The organism is Phyllobacterium pellucidum (assembly GCF_013327855.1).
Lineage (GTDB): Bacteria > Pseudomonadota > Alphaproteobacteria > Rhizobiales > Rhizobiaceae > Phyllobacterium > Phyllobacterium pellucidum.
Window position 1 is genome coordinate 1,242,249 of the sequence record NZ_JABUMX010000001.1, and the last position, 23,288, is coordinate 1,265,536.

21 protein-coding genes are annotated in these 23,288 nt (G+C 60.2%); 1 reads left to right on the plus strand and 20 read right to left on the minus strand.

Translation table 11 applies throughout. From position 1 onward, the window contains the following. Positions 1-35 precede the first annotated feature (35 nt). The 9 genes from HQ945_RS06145 to rimP all read right to left on the minus strand — a co-directional run bounded on the left by HQ945_RS06145 (position 36) and on the right by rimP (position 11,191). Complete coding sequence (locus HQ945_RS06145; protein WP_113279834.1) at positions 36-1,052, minus strand: class I SAM-dependent methyltransferase; 1,017 nt, start codon at positions 1,050-1,052, stop codon at positions 36-38. Between the two features lie 76 nt (positions 1,053-1,128). Next, entirely contained in the window at positions 1,129-3,273 is a 2,145-nt protein-coding gene (gene pnp / locus HQ945_RS06150) for a polyribonucleotide nucleotidyltransferase (protein ID WP_091919943.1), read from the minus strand. 206 nt (positions 3,274-3,479) lie between these two features. After that, positions 3,480-3,749 (minus strand): 30S ribosomal protein S15, encoded by a 270-nt coding sequence (gene rpsO, locus HQ945_RS06155; RefSeq protein WP_027230470.1) that lies wholly within the window; start codon positions 3,747-3,749, stop codon positions 3,480-3,482. Positions 3,750-3,910: 161 nt separating this feature from the next. Next, on the minus strand, positions 3,911-4,882 hold the full coding sequence (gene truB, locus HQ945_RS06160) for a tRNA pseudouridine(55) synthase TruB (protein ID WP_174207810.1): 972 nt from the start codon (positions 4,880-4,882) through the stop codon (positions 3,911-3,913). Between the two features lies 1 nt (position 4,883). Further along, positions 4,884-5,336 (minus strand): 30S ribosome-binding factor RbfA, encoded by a 453-nt coding sequence (rbfA, locus tag HQ945_RS06165; protein ID WP_027230472.1) that lies wholly within the window; start codon positions 5,334-5,336, stop codon positions 4,884-4,886. Between the two features lie 75 nt (positions 5,337-5,411). Next, positions 5,412-8,144, minus strand: a complete 2,733-nt coding sequence (gene infB / locus HQ945_RS06170) for a translation initiation factor IF-2 (protein WP_091919948.1) — start codon at positions 8,142-8,144, stop codon at positions 5,412-5,414. Continuing rightward, complete coding sequence (locus HQ945_RS06175) at positions 8,141-8,782, minus strand: RNA-binding protein (protein WP_036813405.1); 642 nt, start codon at positions 8,780-8,782, stop codon at positions 8,141-8,143. The genes infB and HQ945_RS06175 overlap by 4 nt, the downstream gene beginning before the upstream one ends. 81 nt (positions 8,783-8,863) lie before the next feature. Next, positions 8,864-10,468 (minus strand): transcription termination factor NusA, encoded by a 1,605-nt coding sequence (gene nusA, locus HQ945_RS06180; RefSeq protein ID WP_027230474.1) that lies wholly within the window; start codon positions 10,466-10,468, stop codon positions 8,864-8,866. 51 nt (positions 10,469-10,519) lie between these two features. Further along, the gene (gene rimP, locus HQ945_RS06185; RefSeq protein ID WP_113279718.1) at positions 10,520-11,191 is read right to left on the minus strand and encodes a ribosome maturation factor RimP; all 672 of its coding nucleotides are present in this window, start codon (positions 11,189-11,191) and stop codon (positions 10,520-10,522) included. 271 nt (positions 11,192-11,462) lie between these two features. Between rimP and HQ945_RS06190 the strand changes: the two genes are divergently transcribed. Beyond that, positions 11,463-11,627 (plus strand): hypothetical protein, encoded by a 165-nt coding sequence (locus HQ945_RS06190; protein WP_174207811.1) that lies wholly within the window; start codon positions 11,463-11,465, stop codon positions 11,625-11,627. 30 nt (positions 11,628-11,657) lie between these two features. On the opposite strand, the gene HQ945_RS06195 is transcribed toward HQ945_RS06190, so the two are convergent. The 11 genes from HQ945_RS06195 to miaB all read right to left on the minus strand — a co-directional run bounded on the left by HQ945_RS06195 (position 11,658) and on the right by miaB (position 23,286). Beyond that, positions 11,658-13,175: a tripartite tricarboxylate transporter permease gene (locus tag HQ945_RS06195; protein WP_027230477.1), complete on the minus strand. Its 1,518-nt coding sequence runs from the start codon at positions 13,173-13,175 to the stop codon at positions 11,658-11,660. Between the two features lie 14 nt (positions 13,176-13,189). Then, a complete protein-coding gene (locus HQ945_RS06200; protein WP_027230478.1) occupies positions 13,190-13,672 on the minus strand; it encodes a tripartite tricarboxylate transporter TctB family protein in 483 nt (160 codons plus the stop codon). Beyond that, on the minus strand, positions 13,669-14,619 hold the full coding sequence (locus HQ945_RS06205; protein ID WP_091919954.1) for a Bug family tripartite tricarboxylate transporter substrate binding protein: 951 nt from the start codon (positions 14,617-14,619) through the stop codon (positions 13,669-13,671). The genes HQ945_RS06200 and HQ945_RS06205 overlap by 4 nt, the downstream gene beginning before the upstream one ends. Positions 14,620-14,876: 257 nt before the next feature. Further along, complete coding sequence (gene trmB / locus HQ945_RS06210) at positions 14,877-15,575, minus strand: tRNA (guanine(46)-N(7))-methyltransferase TrmB (RefSeq protein ID WP_113279717.1); 699 nt, start codon at positions 15,573-15,575, stop codon at positions 14,877-14,879. 19 nt (positions 15,576-15,594) lie between these two features. Beyond that, positions 15,595-16,860 carry a methionine adenosyltransferase gene (metK, locus tag HQ945_RS06215; RefSeq protein ID WP_036813956.1) on the minus strand — a complete coding sequence of 422 codons (1,266 nt, stop codon included), beginning with the start codon at positions 16,858-16,860 and terminating at the stop codon, positions 15,595-15,597. A gap of 176 nt (positions 16,861-17,036) precedes the next feature. Next, positions 17,037-17,447, minus strand: a complete 411-nt coding sequence (locus HQ945_RS06220) for a helix-turn-helix domain-containing protein (RefSeq protein WP_027230482.1) — start codon at positions 17,445-17,447, stop codon at positions 17,037-17,039. A gap of 100 nt (positions 17,448-17,547) precedes the next feature. Then, positions 17,548-19,137, minus strand: coding sequence for an apolipoprotein N-acyltransferase (gene lnt / locus HQ945_RS06225; protein WP_113280286.1), 1,590 nt, complete (start codon positions 19,135-19,137; stop codon positions 17,548-17,550). A 57-nt stretch (positions 19,138-19,194) separates the two neighbouring features. Further along, positions 19,195-20,280, minus strand: coding sequence for a hemolysin family protein (locus HQ945_RS06230; RefSeq protein WP_113280285.1), 1,086 nt, complete (start codon positions 20,278-20,280; stop codon positions 19,195-19,197). 5 nt (positions 20,281-20,285) lie between these two features. Next, a complete protein-coding gene (ybeY, locus tag HQ945_RS06235; protein ID WP_343051176.1) occupies positions 20,286-20,783 on the minus strand; it encodes an rRNA maturation RNase YbeY in 498 nt (165 codons plus the stop codon). A 16-nt stretch (positions 20,784-20,799) separates the two neighbouring features. After that, a complete protein-coding gene (locus HQ945_RS06240; RefSeq protein WP_027230486.1) occupies positions 20,800-21,819 on the minus strand; it encodes a PhoH family protein in 1,020 nt (339 codons plus the stop codon). Positions 21,820-21,846: 27 nt separating this feature from the next. Then, entirely contained in the window at positions 21,847-23,286 is a 1,440-nt protein-coding gene (gene miaB, locus HQ945_RS06245) for a tRNA (N6-isopentenyl adenosine(37)-C2)-methylthiotransferase MiaB (protein WP_113280283.1), read from the minus strand. Positions 23,287-23,288 lie beyond the last annotated feature (2 nt).

Genomic DNA, 23,288 nt, shown 5'->3' on the forward strand with positions numbered 1-23,288 from the left:
CCGGCGATGCGCTGGCGGGCCTTTCTGTTCCAATGTCACTTCTTCGCTTCGATGATCTTGTAGCCGGCATTGTCCTCAAGCGGTGTCACCGTGCGAAACAGCGCGTTTAGTCCGGCTTCGTAGGGCATCTGCCGGTTGGCGACGAGAAGGAGGCGACCGCCTGGCTTCAATCGCTTGGCCGCCGCGGCGATGAACCCCTGCCCCATGGTCGGATCGGCGCTGCGTGCGGCGTGGAAGGGCGGGTTCATGACGATGGTGTCGTAGATATCCGCAATTGCTTCGCGGTTGACGTCGTGCCAATGAAACGACACCGGGATGTCGGCCGGCCCGACCACATTCTGCCTTGCCGCCTCCAACGCCTCGAAATCGGCCTCATAAAGCGCCAGCGACTTCATTTTCTCGGTGTGACCGAGAAGTTCGCTGGCAAGATAGCCCCAGCCTGCACCGAAATCCGCAACGTGGCCGCTGATGCGGCCTTCGAAATGCTTTGCAAGAAGCGCCGATCCCTTGTCGATTGCCATGTGCGAGAACATGCCCGGCGCTGTGGTGTATCGGTCTTCGACTCGAACAGGGAGCGGCTTCAGCGCTTCGACGCTGTCGACAGCCAGCTTTTCGGGGCGCGTCAGCCAGAAGGCGACGGCGTGGTGCTTGGACAGCCGGTCCATAACCGGCGCAAAAGTCTCGACCGTCCTGCGGCAACTGTCGATACCTAGCTTCTTGTCGCCGGCGACGACAATCGTGCCTCCGGGCCTGACGTGAGTGAAAGCCTGGGCGAGCCAGGCTTCATTGCGGCCGCGGTGCTTTCCGATCAGGATCAGTGCACCATCAAATGTCTGCAGGCCCTCAAGGCGCGGAATCGTATTGAACCCGGCCTTTTCAAGATCGATGAAATCCGGCCTGAATGGCTGGAGGCAGGTCAGGATATCACGCCATGCGAGAGCAATGTCGCGGTTCGCCTCGGCGCCGAGAAACAGCCAGCGTTGGCCCGCGGGAACCGGCAGGATTTCGTTTTCAAAGGGTAGAAAAAGCGTCTTGAGTGCGCCGTCGGTCATCGCCTTATCCATTCTGGTCGTTCAAGAAAAAAGCGCGCCACAAGGGCGCGCTCTCCAATTGCGTTCGCTCGAGAAATTACTCTGCGTCTTCTTCCGCAGGCTTCTTTTCCTGAACGATTTCCTTGCCGGTTTCCTGATCGACGACCTTCATCGAGAGGCGAACCTTGCCGCGCTCGTCAAAGCCCATGAGCTTGACCCAGACCTTCTGGCCTTCCTTGACCACATCTGAGGTCTTGGCAACGCGCTCGGAAGCGAGCTGGGAGATATGGACCAGGCCATCGCGCGGGCCGAAGAAGTTGACGAAGGCGCCGAAGTCGGCGGTCTTGACGACCGTGCCCTCGTAGATTTCGCCGACTTCCGGTTCAGCAACGATCGAATGGATCCACTTGCGCGCGGCTTCGATTTCCTTGGCCGAGGACGATGCTATCTTGACCGTACCGTCATCTTCGATGTTGATCTTCGCGCCGGTCTTTTCGACGATTTCGCGAATGACCTTGCCGCCGGAGCCGATGACATCACGAATCTTGTCGGTCGGGATGTTCATGACTTCGATGCGCGGCGCGAACTCGCCGAGTTCCGAACGGCCTTCGGTGATGGCTTTCGCCATTTCGCCGAGAATGTGGACCCGGCCGTCCTTGGCCTGGGCCAGGGCAACCTTCATGATCTCTTCGGTGATGCCGTCGATCTTGATGTCCATCTGCAGGGCGGTGATGCCACCTTCCGTGCCGGCGACCTTGAAGTCCATGTCGCCAAGATGATCCTCGTCACCAAGGATATCGGAGAGAACTGCGAACTTCTCGCCTTCGAGGATCAAGCCCATGGCAATACCTGCAACCGGACGAAGCAGCGGAACGCCTGCATCCATCAGGGCCAGCGACGTGCCGCAAACCGTTGCCATCGACGAGGAACCGTTGGATTCGGTGATCTCGGAAACGGTGCGCAGCGTGTAGGGGAACTGTTCCTTGGCCGGGAGCACCGGATGGATGGCACGCCAGGCAAGCTTGCCATGGCCGATTTCACGACGGCCGGGCGAACCCATGCGTCCCGTTTCACCGACCGAATAGGGCGGGAAATTGTAGTGGAGCATGAAGGTTTCTTTGTACATGCCGGTCAGCGAGTCGACATACTGTTCGTCTTCGCCGGTGCCAAGCGTGGCAACGACGATGGCCTGGGTCTCACCACGGGTGAACAGGGCAGAACCATGCGTGCGTGGCAGGATACCGACTTCCGAGACGATCGGACGAACGGTCTTCAGATCGCGGCCATCGATACGGCTGCCTGTGTCGAGGATGTTCCAGCGAACGATCTTGGCCTGAACCGACTTGAAGACGGTCGCAATCTCTTCAGCCGAAAATTCGGGCTCCTCGACGCCTTCCGGGAAGAAATGCGCCTTGACCTTGGTCTTGGCCGCATCGACGGCGGCATAACGCTGCTGCTTGTCGGTGATCTTGTAGGCGGCGCGCAGATCGTCTTCGGCGACTTTCAGAACGGCGGCTTCTACGGCCGAAAGGTCTTCGGAGACGAAATCGCGCGGCTCCTTCGCAGCAACTTCAGCCAGCTTGATGATCGCGTCGATCACCGGCTGGAAGCTGCGATGACCGAACATGACTGCGCCGAGCATGACGTCTTCGCCGAGTTCCTGCGCTTCCGATTCAACCATCAGAACCGCATCGCCTGTGCCGGCAACGACGAGGTCGAGTTTGGATTCGACCATTTCATCGACCGTCGGGTTCAGCTTGTACTCGCCACCGATATAGCCGACGCGTGCACCGCCGATCGGGCCCATGAAGGGAACGCCGGAAAGCGTAAGAGCTGCCGAAGCGCCGATCATCGAGACGATGTCGGGATTGTTTTCGAGGTCATGCTGGATGACGGTGAGGACGACCTGCGTGTCGTTCTTGTAGCCATCGGCAAAGAGCGGGCGGATAGGGCGGTCGATGAGACGCGAAACAAGCGTTTCGTTCTCGCTCGGACGGCCTTCGCGCTTGAAATAGCCGCCCGGGATCTTGCCGGCGGCATAGGTCTTTTCCTGGTAGTTGACCGTCAGCGGGAAGAAATCCTGGCCCGGCTTCGGTTCCTTGGCGGAAACGACGGTGGCAAGGACCACGGTCTCGCCATAGGTGGCGAGCACCGCGCCGTCAGCCTGACGGGCGATCTTGCCGGTTTCAAGAATGAGCGGACGACCGCCCCATTCGATTTCAACCTTGTGTTGATTAAACATGTCTTGTCCTTCATTGGAAGGCAACGCGCACCCTTTGGTGCCGCGATGATCTTCCGTTTCGTTTCAGACCAATCACGGGCAAGACAACGTGCAACTCCCCAAGCCGAGTTGCCAGCAATCCTGCCCCATGATCTGTCTCATGGTAGTTTCACCCGCGAGGGATGAAAAGAACCGGCGGCGCAAGGAGCGACCGCCGGTCCAGTCTGTTAGCGGCGCAGGCCGAGCTTTCCGATCAGCGTCTGGTAGCGCGTCTCATCAACCTTCTTGAGATAATCGAGAAGGCTGCGGCGCGTCGAGACCAGCTTGAGCAGACCACGGCGGGAATGGTTATCCTTCTTGTGGTCCTTGAAATGGTCGGTCAAATTGACAATGCGTTCCGTCAGCACAGCAACCTGGACTTCCGGAGAACCGGTATCGCCTGGCTTGGTTGCATATTCGGAGATCACTGCCTGCTTGCGTTCAGCGGTAATCGACATCGTATATCCTTTCTTTGGAAGGGAAAAACAGGATGCCCACGGCCGGGATGTCGTCCAGCGGGGGCCGGTTAAAGCGAGAGCAATGCTTGTCGCTGGGGGCCGTATAGTCGAAAACGCGGCAAATTACCAGCCGCAAATGATTTTCACCCGAAACCCAGAAGCTAAGCCGTAAACACCCGCTTCGGCTTGAACTGGCCCTGCTCGATAAAACCGATCGCAAGCAGCTTGCCGCGGCTCGTAACGCAAGCTTCGTCAGCCTCGACCGGCGCGTCGCGGCCGCGCAGTATAACCGGATTGCCCATGCGGATGCGGTGCGCCTGATCGTCTGAAACCGCCACCTGCGGCAGGCAATCGAGCGCAGCGCCTGTCTCGATGAGGAAGGCATCCATCACGGCAAAGCGCTCGGCGATTGCCTGATAGGATTGCTCGCCGGCCTCTTCGCCTTCGGGCACAGGCGGATGCGCCGCCTCAAGTTCGGCCAAGGTCACGAAATCCTGTTCGTCGAACGGCGCGACTTCGATACGGCGCAGGTCCGCAATATGGCCATAGCAGCCAAGATCGCGTCCCATGTCGCGTGCGAGCGAGCGCACATAGGTGCCCTTGCCGCACTCGACTTCCAATATTGCCGTGGAATCGTCGGGCCGCTCTATGAGTTCGAGCCGGTCGATCTCGACTTCGCGGGCGGGTATTTCAATTTCCTCGCCGCCGCGGGCAAGGTCATAGGCACGTTCGCCAGCGATCTTGATCGCGGAGAACTTTGGCGGGACCTGCTCGATCACGCCGGTATATTTGGGCAGGATCGCCTTGATTGCAGCCTCGTCCGGCCGATCGGCCGACGTCAGCGTTACTTCGCCTTCAAGGTCGTCGGTCGTGCGTTCTGCACCCCAAGTGACCGTGAAGCGATACATCTTGGTTCCGTCCATCACATAGGGAACCGTCTTCGTCGCTTCACCAAGGGCAATGGGCAGCATACCGGAGGCAAGCGGATCAAGCGTTCCGGCGTGTCCGGCCTTTTCCGCCTTGAAAAGCCATTTGATCTTGGAGACGGCTTCGGTCGAACCCATGCCTTTCGGCTTGTCGAATATCAGCCAGCCGGAAACCGGGCGGCCCTTCTTCTTGCGCTGTCTTGCCATCTTAGTCGTTACCGTCGTGTCCGGGAACATCGCCGGGATTTGGCTCGCCGCCATCATCGTCATCATCGGCGTGAAGGTCGCGGGTTACTTCCGGCTTGCGCAAAAGCGCATCGATCTTCGCGTAATTATCGAAGCTGGTATCGATGCGGAAGCGGAACTCCGGCATGTACTTCATCTGCTTGAGGTACGGCGCGGCGCGTCCGCGAATGAACTTGGCGCTCTTGTTGAGCGCCGTGATAACGCCTTCGCTGTCGGTGGCGCCGACCGGCGAGACGAAACAAGTCGCGATCTTCAAGTCCGGCGACATGCGCACTTCCGAGACGGCAACCACGGCATTTTCGAGCGTCGGATCACGAACCTCGCCGCGCTGGAGCACCTGCGCAACTGCGTGGCGCACCTGCTCGCTGACGCGCAACTGGCGTTGTGAGGGACCCGATGATGCAAAACGAGACATAACGATCTTATCCAAATAACGATAACGGACCGCCGGCTTTCATTCCGGCGGTCCCATCGATCTTAACAGACGCTTTTACAGCGTGCGGGTGACGTGCTCGACGCGGAAAGCTTCGATCGTATCGCCTGCGCGAATGTCGTCGTAGTTTTCGAATGCCATACCGCATTCCTGGCCCGCCGGCACTTCGGAAACTTCGTCCTTGAAGCGCTTGAGCGTCTTGAGCTTGCCTTCGTGGATGACAACGTTGTCGCGGATGAGGCGTACGCCAGCACCACGTTCGACCTTGCCTTCCGTAACACGGCAACCGGCAACCTTGCCGACCTTGGTGATGTTGAAGACCTCGAGAATCTCCGCGTTGCCGAGGAAGGTCTCGCGCCGTTCTGGCGAAAGAAGTCCCGACATGGCTGCTTTCACATCGTCCACGAGATCGTAGATGATGTTGTAGTAGCGGATTTCGATGCCTTCGCGCTCGGCAAGGTCACGTGCCTGCTTGTTGGCACGCACGTTGAAGCCGATGATCGCAGCATTGGAGGCCTCGGCAAGCGCGATATCGCTTTCCGTGATACCGCCAGCGCCGGAATGGATGATCCGGGCCCGCACTTCATCGGTCCCGAGCTTATCCAGCGCGCCGGAAATGGCTTCGATCGAGCCCTGCACGTCGCCCTTGATCAGGAGCGGGAACTCCTTCTGGCCGGACACCTGCAACTGGCTCATCATCTGCTCGAGCGAGCCGCGCGAACCTGCCTGCTTGGCCACTGCCTTTTCACGGGCAAGGCGCGTACGGTATTCAGAGATTTCGCGTGCCTTGGCTTCGTTCTCGACAACCGCGAAGCGATCGCCTGCCTGGGGCGGACCCTGCAGACCGAGCACTTCCACCGGTGTTGCCGGGCCTGCTTCCTTCATGTTCTCGCCGCGATCATTGACCAGCGCGCGAACGCGGCCCCACTCGCTGCCGGCAACAATGATGTCGCCAGGATGCAAGGTACCCTTCTGGACGAGCACGGTGGCAACCGAGCCACGGCCGCGCTCGAGCTTGGCTTCAATGACCACGCCCTCGGCGGTCCGGTGCGGATCGGCCCTCAGGTCGAGAATTTCCGCCTGGAGCAGGATGGCTTCAAGCAGCTTTTCGAGACCGGCGCCGGTCTTTGCCGACACTTCCACGTCAAGCGTTTCACCGCCCATCGATTCCACGAAAACCTCGTGCTGCAGCAGGCCGTTGCGCACCTTCTGCGGATCAGCGGAAGGCTTGTCGATCTTGTTTATCGCCACGATGATCGGAACACCGGCCGCCTTGGCGTGGTTGATCGATTCGATCGTCTGCGGCATGACGCTGTCGTCGGCCGCGACGACGAGGATCGCAATGTCAGTCGCCTGAGCACCGCGGGCACGCATTGCCGTGAAGGCGGCGTGGCCGGGCGTATCGATAAAGGTGATCTTCTGGCCGTTCTGCTCGACCTGGTATGCGCCGATATGCTGGGTAATGCCGCCGGCTTCGCCGGAGACGACGTTGGCATGGCGGATGGCATCGAGCAGCGAGGTCTTGCCGTGGTCGACGTGACCCATGATGGTGACGACCGGCGGACGTGGCTCCAGTGCTGCAGCGTCATCCTCAACGTTGAAGATGCCCTCTTCGACATCGGACTCGGCAACGCGGCGAACCGTGTGGCCGAATTCCTCGGCGATGAGCTGTGCCGTATCGGCATCGATCAGATCGCCCGGCTTCATCATCTGGCCTTCCTTCATCAGGAACTTGATAACGTCGACCGATCGCTCGGCCATGCGCTGGGCAAGTTCCTGAATGGTAATCGTTTCAGGCAGAATGACTTCACGCGCGATCTTCTCACGCGTTTCCTGTTGCATCCCGCGCTTGAACTTCTCCTGACGGCGACGCATCGCCGAGAGAGAACGGTTGCGGCCGCCTTCATCATCAAGGGCAGCGCCCAATGTCAGCTTGCCGCGACGGCGTTCGTCTTCACCACGCACAACCTTCGGCGCGCGCACCTCGGGCTTGGCCGGCACGGCGCTGGTACCGCGGCGGGCACCTGCTGGTCCACGGCGATCGTCTTCTTCCTCGGTGGCATTGGTCTTGCGCGCCGGAGCCTTCAGCGCCGAATCGTCGGCGGTCTTTAGCTCGGGCTGGCGCTTGCGCGATTCTTCCTCGGCCTTCTGCTTGGCTTCGGCCTCGCGGCGCAGGCGCTCTTCTTCCTCGGCCTGGCGGCGGGCGGATTCCTCACGCTCCTTGGCACGCAATGCATCTTCTTCCGCACGGCGTGTGGCTTCGAGCGCAGCTTTGGCGCGGTCTTCGGCGTCACGCGCCTTCGAACCTTCGAGCGCCTTGCGACGCGCTTCGAGCTCGGCGCTCGAGAGCGTGTTCAGCACCATGCCGGAACGGTCGTTCGGACGCTGGCCGGCGGGACGGTACGGCTGCTGCTGGCCGGAAGGACGCTGCTGCGGCTGGGCCGGGCGCGCGGTGGGCTGAGCGACCGGCGCGGCAGTTGCCGTCGCTGCTGGACGCGGTGCAGCCGCGGGCGCGCTCACCGGCGCTGCCGCAGGCTGAACGGCCGGGCGAACCTGGGCCGGTGCGGGCGAAGGTGCAGGCGCCGGCGCGGCGGCAGCAGGAGGCGCGACCTCCGGCTTGTGATCCGGAAGATTAAACTTGCGCTTCTTGGTTTCAACCACAACAGACTTCGTCCGCCCATGGCTGAAGTTCTGGCGCACCGTGCTCTGTTCAACGCCGGGCCGCTTCAGGGTCAGGGTTTTCTTATTGACGCCAAGCGTCTTGTCGTCTGTCGATTTCGTATCGCTCATTCCGTTTCCGTTTCCTTCGCGGCAAATGCCGTTTTTGCGATGGCCTGATCCTCGGGGCCACCGCGAAAATGCTGAAGCAACCAGGCCCGCTTAACGAACCCGGCAGCTGCCATTCCCTTGAGTACGGCAGCATGTATCACATTTACCCCGCCCAATGCCAAATCCATTTCACTGCTTTCGAACAATGAAAGAGCGGGTATTTCCGGTCCGCCCGCATAAACTACCGAACGGCGTGCCTGGTCAAGCTTGCGAACACCATCTTCCGCCGCTTCATGGGCATGAAGAACGAGTGCGGCAGTACCGTTGCGGATGGCGGCGTCGACTTTTGCCGCCCCTGTTACCACAACCCCGGCCTTGCGCGCCAACCCAAAACTTCCCAGCGCGGATTTTGCGAGCATTCGATCAACGACCGCTCCGAAATCGTCGGGGACGACGACGGCACCCTTCAATGCGCGCGGAAACAGCTTGCGCTTGACCGCTTCATCCAAATAGCGCCGCTCGGCCTTCACCCAGCATCCCCGGCCGGGAAGGCTGCGCTTCAGATCCGGCACAACCGTTCCGTCAGGGCCGGCGACAAACCGGATCATGTCGTCGACAGAACCGCTGTCACGCGTGACGATGCACGTCCTGTCGTTCATTTCCGGTTCCACGCCTCAATCGCCCTTCGATAATTCCGCATGACCCTTCCCGAATAGTCATGCAACTTTCGGGATCGAAGGTCAGCCGGCAACCTCTTCGTCGGAGGTGGCTTCCGCCGCCTCTTCCACAGCAAGGTCCTCTTCCGTGATCCAGCCTGCCTTCAGACGCGCGGCGAGGACCATTTGTTCCGCATCAGCGCGGCTGACATCAAACTGCGACAGGATGCCGGGGTAGTTGACCGTTTCGCCATCCTTGCGTTCGCGCCAGCCGGTGAGTTCGTCGACCGCATAGCCTGCGAAATCCTCGACCGTCTTGACGCCGTCTTCACCGACCGCAACGAGAATGGCATTCGTCATTCCCGGCAGATCGCGCAATTCGTCGGAAACACCGAGTTCCTTGCGGCGCACATCCCGCTCTTCTTCGATGCGGGCAAGGTATTCCTGGGCGCGCTGCTGGATTTCAGCCGCCGTTTCCTCGTCGAAGCCGTCGATGGAGGAAATGTCGTCGCTATCGACGTAGGCAATTTCCTCGACGCTGGCAAAGCCCTCGGAAGCAAGAACCTGGCCGACCATTTCATCGACGTCCAGCGCCTCCATGAAGAGGTTCGAACGTTCGACGAATTCCTTCTGGCGGCGCTCGGATTCTTCCTGCTCGGTGAGGATGTCGATATCCCAGCCTGTCAGCTGTGAAGCAAGGCGGACGTTCTGGCCACGACGACCGATCGCAAGTGATAGTTGGTCATCCGGGACCACAACTTCAATACGTTCGGCATCTTCATCGAGAACAACCTTGGCGACTTCGGCCGGCTGCAGCGCGTTGACGATGAAGGATGCAGGCTCCGGCGACCACGGAATGATGTCGATCTTCTCGCCCTGCAACTCGCCGACGACCGCCTGAACGCGCGAACCGCGCATGCCGACGCAAGCGCCGACGGGGTCGATGGACGAATCGCGCGAGATCACGGCGATCTTGGCGCGCGAACCCGGATCACGGGCAACCGACTTGATTTCGATGATGCCGTCATAGATTTCCGGCACTTCCATGGTGAAAAGCTTTGCCATGAATTGCGGATGCGTGCGGCTCAGGAAGATCTGCGGGCCGCGCTGTTCGCGGCGCACGTCGTAGACATAAGCGCGGACGCGGTCGCCATAGCGGAAGGTCTCGCGGGGGATGAGTTCGTCGCGGCGGATAATGGCTTCACCTCGGCCGAGATCGACGATCACATTGCCGTATTCGACGCGCTTGACGCTGCCGTTGATGATTTCGCCGACACGATCCTTGTACTCGTCATACTGACGATCGCGCTCGGCTTCGCGAACCTTTTGCACGATGACCTGCTTGGCCGACTGGGCGGCAATACGGCCGAAATCCATCGGCGGCAGCTGATCGGCAAGGAAATCGCCAACCTGCGCATCGGGATTGCGGTCGCGCGCGGCATCCATGCCGATCTGGGTGACCGGGTCTTCTACCGCATCGACCACTTCAAGAAGGCGCTGCAGCTTGATTTCGCCGGTCTTGGCATTGATGTCGGCGCGGATGTTGGTTTCCTGGCCATAACGCGAGCGGGCGGCCTTCTGGATGGCATCGGCCATTGCCGCAATGACGATCTCGCGGTCAATCGACTTCTCGCGCGCTACCGCGTCAGCGATCTGCAGAAGTTCTAGCCTGTTAGCACTGACTGCCATTTTCTTCTCCTTGGGTTCACCGCCGCGCTTCTCCCGCTGGCGTATGAAAGATCAATTCTTCTTTGTTTGTTCCTGGTCGGCGGCGGACGTCGCGTCGCTCGCTTCAGCCGCGTCCGCGTCGTCATCCGCGATGCGGCCTTCGCGCAGATCCTTGTCACGCCGCAGCGCGTCGCGGATAAGGTCGTCGGTCAATACCAGCCGCGCATCCGCGATCAATTCGAACGGGATTTCGACCACTGGACTGTCGCCATAGCTTGCCTGATCGCTTTCGACGGTAACCGCTTCATCAGATACCGCAGCGATGCGGCCGCGAAACTTCTTGCGCCCCTGGTGGACCGCCGAGGTATCGACCTTGACGATATGACCGGCCCAGGTGGTGAAATCCGACTTGCGGACCAGCGGGCGATCGATGCCGGGCGATGAAACCTCGAGATGGTAGTGGCGATCGATCGGATCCTCGACATCGAGCACCGGCGACAAGGTGCGGCTGACCAGTTCGCAATCCTCGACGGTCATGGTGCCGTCATTGCGCTCGGTCATGATCTGCAGTGTCAACCCGTTAAGGCCCGTCAGACGGACCCGGACCAGCCGGAAGCCTATCGAAGTAAGGACCGGCTCGATGATACCGGCGACGCGCGCATCAACCCCGGTTTCGGTAATGATCCGCTCGTCGGTCGCGCCGCTTGCGGCTGCTTCCTGTTGTGTATTGGCGCTTTCAGTCACGCAGAAATGTTCCTTGTTTCGGCCTTAAGAAACAAAAAAGAGCGGGACCGGTCTGGACCCACTCCTGTTCTATCGACCAAGAATATGACTTCTATATACCGAATTGCCGTTAAGGTTTCAAGCGCCGAGACGCATTTCATCTCCTGGTACACGGCAGCGTGCATTGCAATGCATTTGCGCATGGCTGCCTTGCAGCATCGGGCCTAACGGCGAAGGCTCAGCGATCCTATCTTTGTGGCATCGCAGCATGGATGCGAGAAGGATGGAAAAAATGATCAGGAAAAATGAAACCAGCAGGATCGGCCGCTTCTTCAATGTATGGGGCAGCGCTGTCGCCGTGGCATCGGCCACGCGCACCGGCTACCAGCCGGCCGCATCGGATCTGCGTGCGCTCGGCATCGATCCGGTTCAGTTCAACGCGATCCACCGGAACTAGACAGTCCCGGCGGATCATCGATGACGCTGATCAGTCCTCGTTAGCCGCGAGGGCCGACAGGACCTTGCCTTTGCCGCGTGCCCGCATGATGAGCGGCACCACGACGGCGCAGACTGCAAGCAGCAACAGTATAACCGCGATCGGCGAGTGCACGAGCACCGTCGGATCGCCCTGGCTGATGGCAAGAGCGCGGCGAAGCTGCTGCTCGGCCATCGGTCCGAGGATTAGCCCGACGACGACTGGCGCGATCGGATAGCCGAAGAGACGCAGCACATAGCCGAGCACGCCGAAGGCCAGGAGCATGCCGAGCTCGAAGGTCGATGGGTTTGCCCCAATCGTGCCAAGCGTCGCGAAGACCAGGATGCCGGCATAGAGCCAATGCCGCGGGATCGACAGCAATCGTACCCACAGCCCAACAAGCGGCAGGTTCAAGACGAGCAGCATAAAGTTGGCAACGAGCAGGCTCGCAATCAAACCCCAGACGATCTGCGGATTGTTCGCAAACAAGAGCGGCCCTGGCTGCAAGCCGAACTGCTGGAAGCCGGCGAGCATGATCGCCGCCGTCGCGCTGGTCGGCAGGCCGAGGGTCAGAAGTGGTACGAGCGTACCGGCGGCGGATGCATTATTGGCGGCCTCCGGACCGGCCACGCCTTCAATGGCGCCCTTGCCAAACTCCTCCGGCCGTTTAGCCAGCTGTTTTTCCACCGAATAGGACAGGAATGTGCCGATCTCGGCACCGCCGGCTGGCATGGCGCCAATCGGGAAGCCGATGGCGGTTCCGCGCAGCCATGGTTTCCACGAACGCGACCAATCCTCGCGGCTCATCCACACCGAGCCCTTGACCGGCTCGATCTTCTCTTCAGCGGTGGTGCGCGAGGCGGCAACGGCCAGGGTTTCGCCGATGGCAAAAAGCGCGACCGCGAGTGTCGTCACCTCGATGCCGTCGAGAAGATCCGGAATGCCGAAGGCGAGACGCGCCTGCCCGGTTTGCAGGTCGATGCCGACCAGTCCCATCGCAAGGCCGAGGAACAGCGCCGTCAAGCCGCGCAACGTCGAATCGCCGAACGCGGCCGAAACGGTCATGAACGCAAGAATCATCAGGGCAAAATATTCGGCCGGCCCGAACGATAGCGCGAACTTGACAATGGTCGGCGCAATCAGCGCCAGCGCCATCGTCGCTATGAAGCCGGCAACGAACGAACCGATGGCAGCTGTCGCGAGCGCCGGACCACCTCGCCCGGCCCGCGCCATCTTGTTGCCCTCGAGCGCAGTGACGATCGAGGCGCTTTCGCCGGGCGTGTTCAGCAGGATCGACGTCGTCGAGCCACCATACATGCCGCCATAGTAGATGCCGGCGAACATAATCAGCGAGCCGGCTGGATCGAGCTTGTAGGTAACGGGAAGGAGAAGCGCCACGGTAAGCGCCGGCCCGATGCCGGGAAGAACGCCGACGGCAGTGCCGAGTGTTACGCCGATCAACGCGTAGAGCAGATTGAGCGGCTGCAGGGCAACGGCGAAACCATTTGCCAGAAGAGTGAAACTATCCATAGCCGAACCTGCTTCTAAATGAGGCGTTCAAGGGGTCCCGCGGGCAGCGACAATTGAAGTCCCTTGGCGAAGATGACCCAGATAACGAAAGACAGAACAATGCCGATAGGAATCGTGAGCCAGAGCGGTCCACGTCCGAATCCCCGCGCAGTCGCTGCAAAGAGCAGGCCTGTCGCAATGGCAAATCCGGCAATGTGAAGGAGCAGCATCTGCGCCGCGAGGCCGCCAACGATCCAGACGATCGGGCCAATCTGTTGTTCTTCCCGCTCGGGAAAATCACCTCGAACCGCTTCAAACGCCGTCCAGATCGCCAAAACAAAGAGGCACGCGGCGATTGCATAGGGAAATGCTCCGGGACCGATCCGGGTCGCGCTGCCGCCACGGGCGGTGGCAGTGCTGTAGACGATCACAGCCGCAATGATTGCCAGAACGGCTGCGATAACCAGCGCCGCCCGGTCAGGGCGGCGCGTTTCGGTGCTCGGTGGCTGTTGCGTCATTTGACGAGACCAATGTCTTTCAGGATCGTGGAGGTTGCCTCGGTATCCTTCGCCAGCTGCGCCTTGAATGCGTCACCGGCGAGATAGGTGTCAGCCCAGCCCTTGGCCTTCAGCTGCTCCTGCCAGGTCTTCGACTTTACCAGCTTTTCGATATCGGCATTGATCGCAGCTTCCTGTTCGGCCGAGATGCCGGGAGCCGCGGCGACCATGCGCCAGTTCTGGATCGCGACGTCGACGCCGCCTTCCTTGAAGGTCGGCGCATCGATGCCTTCCACCTTCTGTTCGCTGGAAATGCCGATGATGCGCAGCTGACCCGCCTTGATCTGCGATTCAAATTCGCCGTAGCCGGAAATACCAACGGTCACCTGGCCGCCAAGAATAGCTGCCAAGGCTTCACCGCCACCGGAGAATGCGATGTAGTTGACCTTGGTCGGATCGACGCCGGCCGCCTTGGCAATGAGGCCTGCGGTGATGTGGTCGGTGCCGCCGGCCGAGCCACCGCCCCATGATACTGAGCCGGGGTCAGCCTTGAGCTTGGCAACGAGATCGGCCATCGACTTGATGGGCGATGCCGCCGGCACAACCAGCGCCTCATATTCGCCGGTCAGGCGGGCGATTGGCGTCACCTGATCGAGCGTAACGGGCGATGCATTGGTGAGAATCGCGCCGACCATGACGTAGCCGCCGACGATCAGCTGCGAAGGATCACCCTTGGCCGAATTTGCGAACTGTGCGAGGCCAATCGTGCCGCCCGCGCCCGGGACATTCACGACCTGAACGCTGCCGGAAATCTTCTCGTCCTGCAGGGCCGTCTGCAAGGTGCGCGCGGTCTGGTCCCAACCACCGCCCGGCGCTGCCGGCGCCATGATCTTGTAGTCGGCCGCAAAGGCCTGACCGGAAAGCGCCAGCGCCCCGGCTGCAACAAAAGCGAGCAATATCTTACGCATTATGTAGTTCCTCCCATGACGGCCATCAGCCATCTGCGCCTATCGATTTCGAGGTCGCGGGAAGATATCGACAATCGAGCCCCTGAATTGACGGTCAGTCAAATCCAAACGCTCAACAATAAAAGCTGACAGCCTCCCAGCGGTCTCCTCACCGTCGAAATGATACTAGAAAACTGTCAGGAAGCTGTCACGCGAAATGGCGGCCGGTCGGCCGATCACAGCGTTTCTTGCCTTAACAGAGCCGTTCAGGACCTGCTCTAGACCCTGACGAATGTCAGATAGGCGCCGATCCGGCCCTCGCGATGCGCCTTCTGTTCGTAACGCGTGCCCGGCCAGGCCTCGTAGGGCGTATGCCAGTCGGCCGCGGTTTCCGCCTGCCAATCGAACCCGCCATGGGCCCGGCAATGCTGCAATGTCCAATTGACGTAGGTATCTATGTCGGAGGCGAAGCGGAATTTGCTGCCGGGCTTCAGGACCCGGGCAAAGCGGTCGAGGTTTTTCTGGCTGACGAAACGCCGCTTCCAGTGTTTCTTCTTCGGCCACGGATCGGGGTAGAAGAGGTCTATGCCGTCGAGCGAGGCTTCCGGCAGCCAGTCGAGCACTTGCGTCGCGTCGTCATCATAGAGGCGGATGTTCCGCAACGGCTCGTCATGCAGATCGACCACCAGCTTCGCCATACTGTTGACGAAGGGCTCGACGCCGATGAATCCGGCCTTCGGATGCCGTGCTGCTTCGTGCAGCAGATGTTCGCCGCCCCCGAAGCCGATTTCCATCCGCACTGCGTCGACCTCCGCAGTAAACAGCGTGCGGAGGTCGTCAGGTGCAGGTGAACCAAGATCGAGTTTCAGGAGCGGCAGCAACTCGTCGCGAATGGCTCGCTGCATCGGGCGAAGCGTCTTGCCGGCTCTTCTGCCGAAGAATGCCTCAGTTGAACGTTCTCGCCTTGGCTCGGTCATGGTAGGCAATGCTGGCCGCTCAGACGGCCAGTGCTGACTTCAATTGCTTGGCGAGATCGGTCTTCTCCCACGAGAAGGACCCATCGCGACCGGGCTTGCGACCGAAATGACCGTAGGCCGAGGTCTTGGCATAGATCGGCTTGTTAAGGTCGAGGTGCTTGCGGATACCCGATGGCGAAAGGTCCATGACCTTGCGCAGCGCTTCCTCAACCGCATCTTCCTTTACCTTGCCCGTGCCGTGCAAATCGACATAGATCGACAGCGGCTGCGCCACGCCGATGGCGTAGGAAAGCTGGATAGTGCAGCGATCGGCAAAGCCGGCGGCTACGACATTCTTGGCAAGATAGCGGGCTGCATAGGCAGCGGAACGGTCGACCTTGGTCGTGTCCTTGCCCGAGAAAGCGCCGCCGCCATGCGGCGCAGCACCGCCATAGGTGTCGACGATGATCTTGCGGCCGGTCAGGCCAGCGTCGCCATCGGGACCGCCGATGACGAACTTGCCCGTCGGGTTGATGTACCAGGCGCAATCGTCGGCGATCTTGAGATCACCCAGCGCTTCACGGATATAGGGCTCGACGACCTTGCGAACCTTTTTCGAGTCCCAGCTTTCATCCAGATGCTGGGTCGAAAGCACGATCTGCGTCGTCTCGGCGGCAACGCCGTCGACATAACGCACGGTCACCTGGCTTTTCGCATCCGGGCCGAGCTTGGCGGCATCGCCTTCACCCTTATGACGGGCAGCGGCAAGAATTTCGAGGATCTTGTGGGAATAATAGATCGGAGCCGGCATCAGGTCAGGGGTCTCGCGGCAGGCGTAGCCGAACATGATGCCCTGGTCGCCAGCGCCCTCTTCGCCCTGGCGGTCGGATGCATTGTCGACGCCCTGGGCAATGTCGGCCGACTGCGGATGCAGGAGGACGTCAATCTTGGCCGTCCTCCAGTTGAAACCGTCCTGCTCGTAGCCGATATCGCGGATGGCGCGGCGTGCCGCAGCGCGGAAGCGGGAAGGATTGATGACTGGATGCCCCTTGGCGTCCTTTACCACTACGCCGCTCTTGTCTTTCTTCAACAGCGTGTCCGGAACACGTACTTCACCGGCAATGACCACGCGATTGGTGGTTGCCAGGGTCTCGCAAGCAATTCGCACAGTCCACGGGTCAACGCCCGTCTTCTTTGCCTCTTTATAGATCATGTCGACGATTTCGTCGGAGATGCGGTCACAGACCTTGTCTGGATGTCCTTCCGATACGGACTCACTGGTAAAAAGATAAGAACTGCGTGTCACGGGGAACCCCTCTTGAAAGCAAACGAAAGCCCACCAGACCAAGTCCAGTCTGGGCCGCATAGTCTTTGCCAAGCCAAAGTGGATCAGTCAATTGCTTTCATTTTCAAACATTCGGGGGACCGGGAATTTTTTTCCCGCCCCCTCCCGCCCCCAAAAGGCGTAATGCGTCGATGAAATCAATCTTCCTCTAGGCCGAGTGTACGCACGAGATCGAGAATTTTGCGCCTGACCTTGGCATCGGTGATCTTGGCAAAGGCCCGCGCAAGCTGAATCCCTTCGGAACTGTTCAGCAGACCGACCACATAGGTCGTCTCGCTCTCCTCGTCGAACCCCTTGGGCTTGTCATCCTGCCCGGGCATGTCGTCGAAGAAAAACGTTACGGGAACGTTGAGAACATTGCCGATCGCCTGCAACCTGCTGGCACCGACGCGGTTCATCCCCTTCTCGTACTTCTGGATTTGCTGAAAGGTTATTCCGAGGCTGTCGCCAAGCTTTTCCTGGCTCAAACCGATCATATTGCGACGCAATCGAATCCTTGCGCCAACATGTACATCCACCGGATTTGGTCTCTTCTTATTATCAGACATGAAAATCTCATTCGTATTTAAATTGAACTAAAAAAGAATTTTATCACTAATGTATCAACGCACCAAATGGGGCATCATTGACAGGACAGGGCTTAAAATGTCAACCAACCCTTGTCCTCTGGCGCGAAAAATACGCTAGCGTTGCAAGCAAAGCAAGCCCCAACACAATCGGAAATTGCAGCTTGCGAGCGCGCTCACCAAGCGGTAGCGCCACCTTTGACGGCAGGATGGAATCCGCCACACCCACGGCATCCAGCGCGAGCCCGTCGATAATGCGGCCATAGGGGTCGACGGTCGCCGAAAGCCCGTTATTCGCCGCCCGGATCATCGGCAGGCCTTGTTCCACCGCGCGCAATTGCGCCTGGCGAAAATGCTGGTAGGGACCGGGCGTATCGCCATACCAGGCGTCGTTGGTGACGTTGACGATCGCGTCGGCGCGCGGACCATCATAGCCCATTTCTGCCGGGAAGATCGCTTCGTAGCAAACGAGCGGCAGGATTTGGAAACCATCCTTCACGGCCAGCGAGCGACGGCTCGAGGCAGCGCTAAAGCCGCCCGGAAGTTCCACGACTTCACTCACGCCCAGCCTGCGCAGTACATTCTCCATCGGCACATACTCACCAAAAGGCACGAGATGGACCTTGTCGGCGGCGCCAATAATTTCACCATCGCTGTTAATGGCATAGATCGCGTTATAATAGAGGGGGTCTACCCCTTCGCCCCTACTCTCCATGCGGACGGCCCCGGCAAGCAGGATCTGGCCGTCGTCGAGCTTGTCGGCAATCGCACCGAGGACTTCCGGCGACTGCGGCAGGACGTATGGAACAGCCGTTTCCGGCCAGACAACGATCTGCGGCTTCGGCTTGCCGTCCTTCGGCGTTTGCGCCGTCAGGGCGAGATGCTGGTCGAAGATACTGCGCCGCGCGTCATCGTCCCATTTCAGATCCTGCTCGATCGAAGGTTGGACGATACGCACGAGCGGCCCTTTTGCATCGACGGTCGCTGTCGACAGCCGCCAGGCGCCATAGCCCACATGCGCGGCAACGAGGAGCAGTGCGAGCCCCAGTCCGGTCTTCAGATCGCGGCGGCCCGAAAGCAGAGCCGGCATGGCGAAGACGATCACGGCAAGCACGTTCATTGCAAGAAGGCCGACGATCACGGATGACTGCATGAGCAGTGGTACGGGCATTGCCGCGTAGCCTATGGCGTTCCAGGGGAAGCCGGTGAGCACAAACGAGCGCAGCCACTCGGCAATGCCAAATCCGACGGCCAGCGCAAAAATTCTCCCCAGTCCGTCGCTCCACAACAGCCGGGCGATCGCGGCAGCAAGCGCATAGAAGATCGCGAGCACCGCAGGCAGGCCGAGAATGGCGAGAGGCACGGCCCAGGCGAAATTCTCCGCATCGACGAGGAGCGCATTGCCGATCCACCAGAGGCCAAGCATGAAATAGCCGAAGCCGAACCACCAGCCGACCATGGCAGCAGGGAGCAGGCGGCGGATGGGGCCGGCGTCAGCATTGTCGACAGCGCCATCGATCAGCCAGACTAATACGGGAAACGAAATGAGGCAGACCGCAAAGAAGTCATAGGGCGGCAAGGCAAAGCTTGCGAGCCCGCCCATGAGAAACGCCAGCAGGATACGCTTCCAGCCCGACAGCAGAATGATTGTTCCGGCCAGACGCTCGATCATGCCTTGCCCCACGACTTCCGATTCGACGTCAGTCTTAAAAGGTGAGGCTTGCGTCAATCATTCGTCCGTTTCTGCGGGTTGGTCTGCTGCATCCTGCCGTACGGTGCGCGGTCGGCGGTCCGCATGGCGCAAGGGCACGATGCGCACCTTGCGAATGCGGCGCGGATCGGCCTCAAGCACATGGAATTCATAATCGGGGACGGCCTGCAGCATCTCGCCGCGAACCGGGATGCGGCCGAGGATCGAGAAGATCAAGCCGCCGACCGTATCGACGTCCTCACCGTGCTCGCCGACGACAAAAGCAGGCCCTATTTTCTGCGACACTTCATCGAGGTCGGCGCGTGCATCGGCAACGAAAACGCCTTCAGGCTCCTCGACGATCATCACCTCGTCATCATCGTGCTCGTCCTCGATATTGCCGACCACCATCTCGACGATGTCCTCGAGCGATACCAGACCATCGGTGCCGCCATACTCGTCGATGACGAGTGCGATCTGGATACGCTGCGCCTGCATGCGTGCCATCAGGTCGTTGGCAAGCATGGACGGCGGAACGAAGAGAATTGGCCGCATCAGGCTGAGGTCTGCAATCGTCTTGCCAAGATCGACATGGGACAGATCGAGCTTTGCCGACACGGGCGGTTTCGTGCGAGCGGCACCACGCCGCGGCGCCTTCACGCGCGAACTCCGGGTTATGTGATTCACCACATCGCGGATATGGACCATGCCGCGCGGGTCATCGAGCGTTTCGGAAAAGACCGGCATGCGCGAATGGCCGGATTTCTCGAATACTTCGAGGAGATCGCCGAGAGTCGTTGATATATCGACTGCCTCAATATCGGCGCGGGGGATCATCACATCCTCGACGCGCAATTCGCGCAGCCGCAGGATATTGTGCAGCATGGCGCGTTCTTCCGGCGAAAACGCCGTGTCGCCGCTATGATCTTCCGCCAGCGCCGCGTCGAGATCTTCTCGCAAGGTCGTGCCCGGGCGGGCGCGCAGGAAAGGAAATATGGTTGAAAGGAGCGAGCGCTTTTCTGGGCCTTGCGCTCTGGTGCTACTTTGCCCTTCGGCATCACTCTCCTGCCCCGTAACCCCTCGTGCAGGCGCGGCAGGATCGTTCTGGTGCGACGTGTCAGACATGGTCCTCAATCGGATTGATCGTCAATGACGGATAGCGCATATGGGTCCGGGATTGCAAGACGCGCCAGAATTTTGCGCTCCAATCCCTCCATTTCCTCGGCTTCCGCATCGGAGAGGTGATCATACCCCAGGAGATGCAGAAATCCATGCACAACAAGATGGGTCAGATGGTTGTCGAAAGGCTTTTCCTCATCGGAGGCTTCCCGCGCCACGGTTTCGCGGGCAATGACGATATCGCCAAGCATGGGCCCGGGCTTCTGTCCCGGTTTGAGGGTGAATGCCGGAAACGACAGCACGTTGGTCGGCTTGTCCTTGTCCCGCCAGTCGCTGTTCAGTTCCCTGATCGCGGCGTCGTCGGTAAAGACAAGGCTGAGTTCGCTCACCGGCTGCTCGCCGCCGTCAAGCTCGTCCCAGGCGGCCGCGATGGCGCTTGCCGATAATCGGCGAAGGCTGGACTCGTCGGCCCAGCCTTCCGTTTCCACCAATATGTCGATATCGATCACGATTGTGTCGCCAAGCTCAGGGCTTCGCGCCTTCCTTGTCGTAGGCCCGTACGATTGCCGCAACCAGCGGATGGCGGACCACGTCGACATCCGTGAAGCGCACGGTCACGATGCCGCTGACGCCATCGAGGATACGCAAGGCTTCCACGAGTCCCGACTTTTGGCCGGGCGGCAGATCGATCTGGCTTGGATCGCCGGTGATGATCATGCGGGCATTTTCACCAAGGCGCGTCAGAAACATCTTCATCTGCATCGATGTCGTATTCTGCGCTTCATCGAGAATGATGGCAGAATGGCCAAGCGTGCGCCCGCGCATGAAAGCGAGCGGGGCGATTTCGATGACACCGGCGGCGATGGCCCGCTCGACCTTGTCAGCCGGCATCATGTCATAGAGCGCATCGTAGAGCGGGCGCAGATAGGGATCGACTTTTTCCTTCATGTCGCCGGGCAGGAAGCCGAGACGTTCGCCCGCTTCGACGGCCGGACGCGAAAGAATAATGCGGTCGACAAGGCCGCGCTCAAGCAGCATCGCGGCATGGGCGACGGCAAGATAGGTCTTGCCCGTGCCCGCCGGCCCGACGCCGAAGACCAGTTCAGACCGGTCGAGCGCGCGCATATAGGCGTCCTGCGTCGGCGTGCGCGCGAAAATCGTCTTCTTGCGGGTCGATATCTGGGCAGCAGCCATCTTGCTTTTGTTTTCCATGGTCGGGAGCGTCAACTGATCGTCGGCGGCGATCGCCATGCGCAGCGCGCCATCGACATCGGAAGCAGAAATATCATGTCCCTTCTGCAATTGCTCGTAGAGATGGTCGAGCGTCCGGCGCGCCTGCTCGGTTGCGGTGGGTTCACCGCGAATGGCAAGCTGGTTGCCTTTCGAGCGTACGTCGACGCCAAGCTTTTGTTCTATACGGGCGAGATTTTCATCGAATTGACCGAAAAGCGCACTTGCCAACCGGTTATTGTCGAATGTCAGTACGATATGGGCCAGATCCGAGGCCCCTGAGGGAGCGGGTTTCAGCTTTTCGGTGGCGTTCAAACGGCTCTCCTAAAGAAGTGTTCAGCCCTATATAGTCCCATTCCTCTGCGAGTTCATCTCCCGCACGCCAATCAGGCTGTTCGTGCCCGTGTCGATGATTCGTACATTGATAATGTCGCCGATTCGACCGCCGTGTACATCGATAATTACAGGTTGTAACCAGGGAGATCGTCCGACCATCTGTCCAGGCAAGCGGCCAGCCTTTTCGATGAGAACATCCATGTTTTTGCCGATGAGGCTGCGCTGAAACGCATATTGCTGTTCCGTGAGGAGGTTCTGCAACCGCTGCAACCGTTCATCCTTGACGCTTTCCTCGACATGATCCTCCATGTCGGCGCCAGGCGTGCCCGGGCGCGGCGAATATTTGAACGAATAGGCAGCAGCGTATGTCACGTCGCGCACGATCTGCATCGTCGCCTCGAAATCTTCTTCGGTCTCCCCGGGGAAGCCGACGATGAAATCGCCCGATAGCGCAATATCCGGTCGAGCCTGGCGGATACGCTCGATAAGCCGCAAATAGTCCTCGCCCGTATGCTTGCGGTTCATCGCCTTGAGGATGCGATCGGAGCCCGACTGAACCGGAAGATGCAGATAGGGCATCAGCATATCGAGATCGCGGTGCGCCTCGATCAGGGCACCATCCATGTCGCGCGGGTGGCTGGTGACATAACGCAGGCGGGCAATGCCGGGGATTTCGGCAAGGCGGTAGAGAAGTTCGCCAAGTCCCCATTCGCGCCCGTCCGCGCCTTCGCCGTGCCAGGCATTCACATTCTGCCCGAGGAGCGTCAGTTCGCGCACGCCCGCATCGGCAAGTTTCTCGGCTTCCTTTACAATCTGGGCGACCGGCCGCGAAACTTCCGAGCCGCGCGTATAGGGCACGACGCAGAAGGTGCAGAACTTGTCGCAGCCTTCCTGGACCGTGAGGAAAGCGGTAACGCCGCGGCTCCGGGTCTGTTCTTTGGGCGGCGCCGGCAAGTGGTCGAACTTGTCCTCGATCGCGTATTCGGTCTCGACGACGCGCTCGCCCTGGCGCACTCGCGCCAGCGCCTGCGGCAGCCGGTGATAGGTTTGCGGTCCGACCACGAGATCGACGACCGGCGCGCGGCGGGTGATCTCGTTGCCCTCAGCCTGCGCAACGCATCCCGCGACCCCAACGGTCAATTCGCGGCCTTCCCTGGCGCGCGCATCCTTCATCTTGCGCAGCCGCCCGAGCGCCGAGTAAAGCTTTTCCGAAGCCTTCTCACGGATGTGGCAAGTGTTGATGAGCACCAGATCGGCCTCATCGGCGCTGTCGGTCTGGCTATAGCCCTCGGTGGCAAGGCTGTCGGCCATGCGCTGGCTGTCGTAGACGTTCATCTGGCAGCCATAGGTCTTCACAAAGACCTTGCGCGTGTTCGGCTGCGCCGGCGAATGCGTCGTTGCTCCGGAAGCAGTCTCCGGCTCGTGATTGATACTGATATCGTCCATGG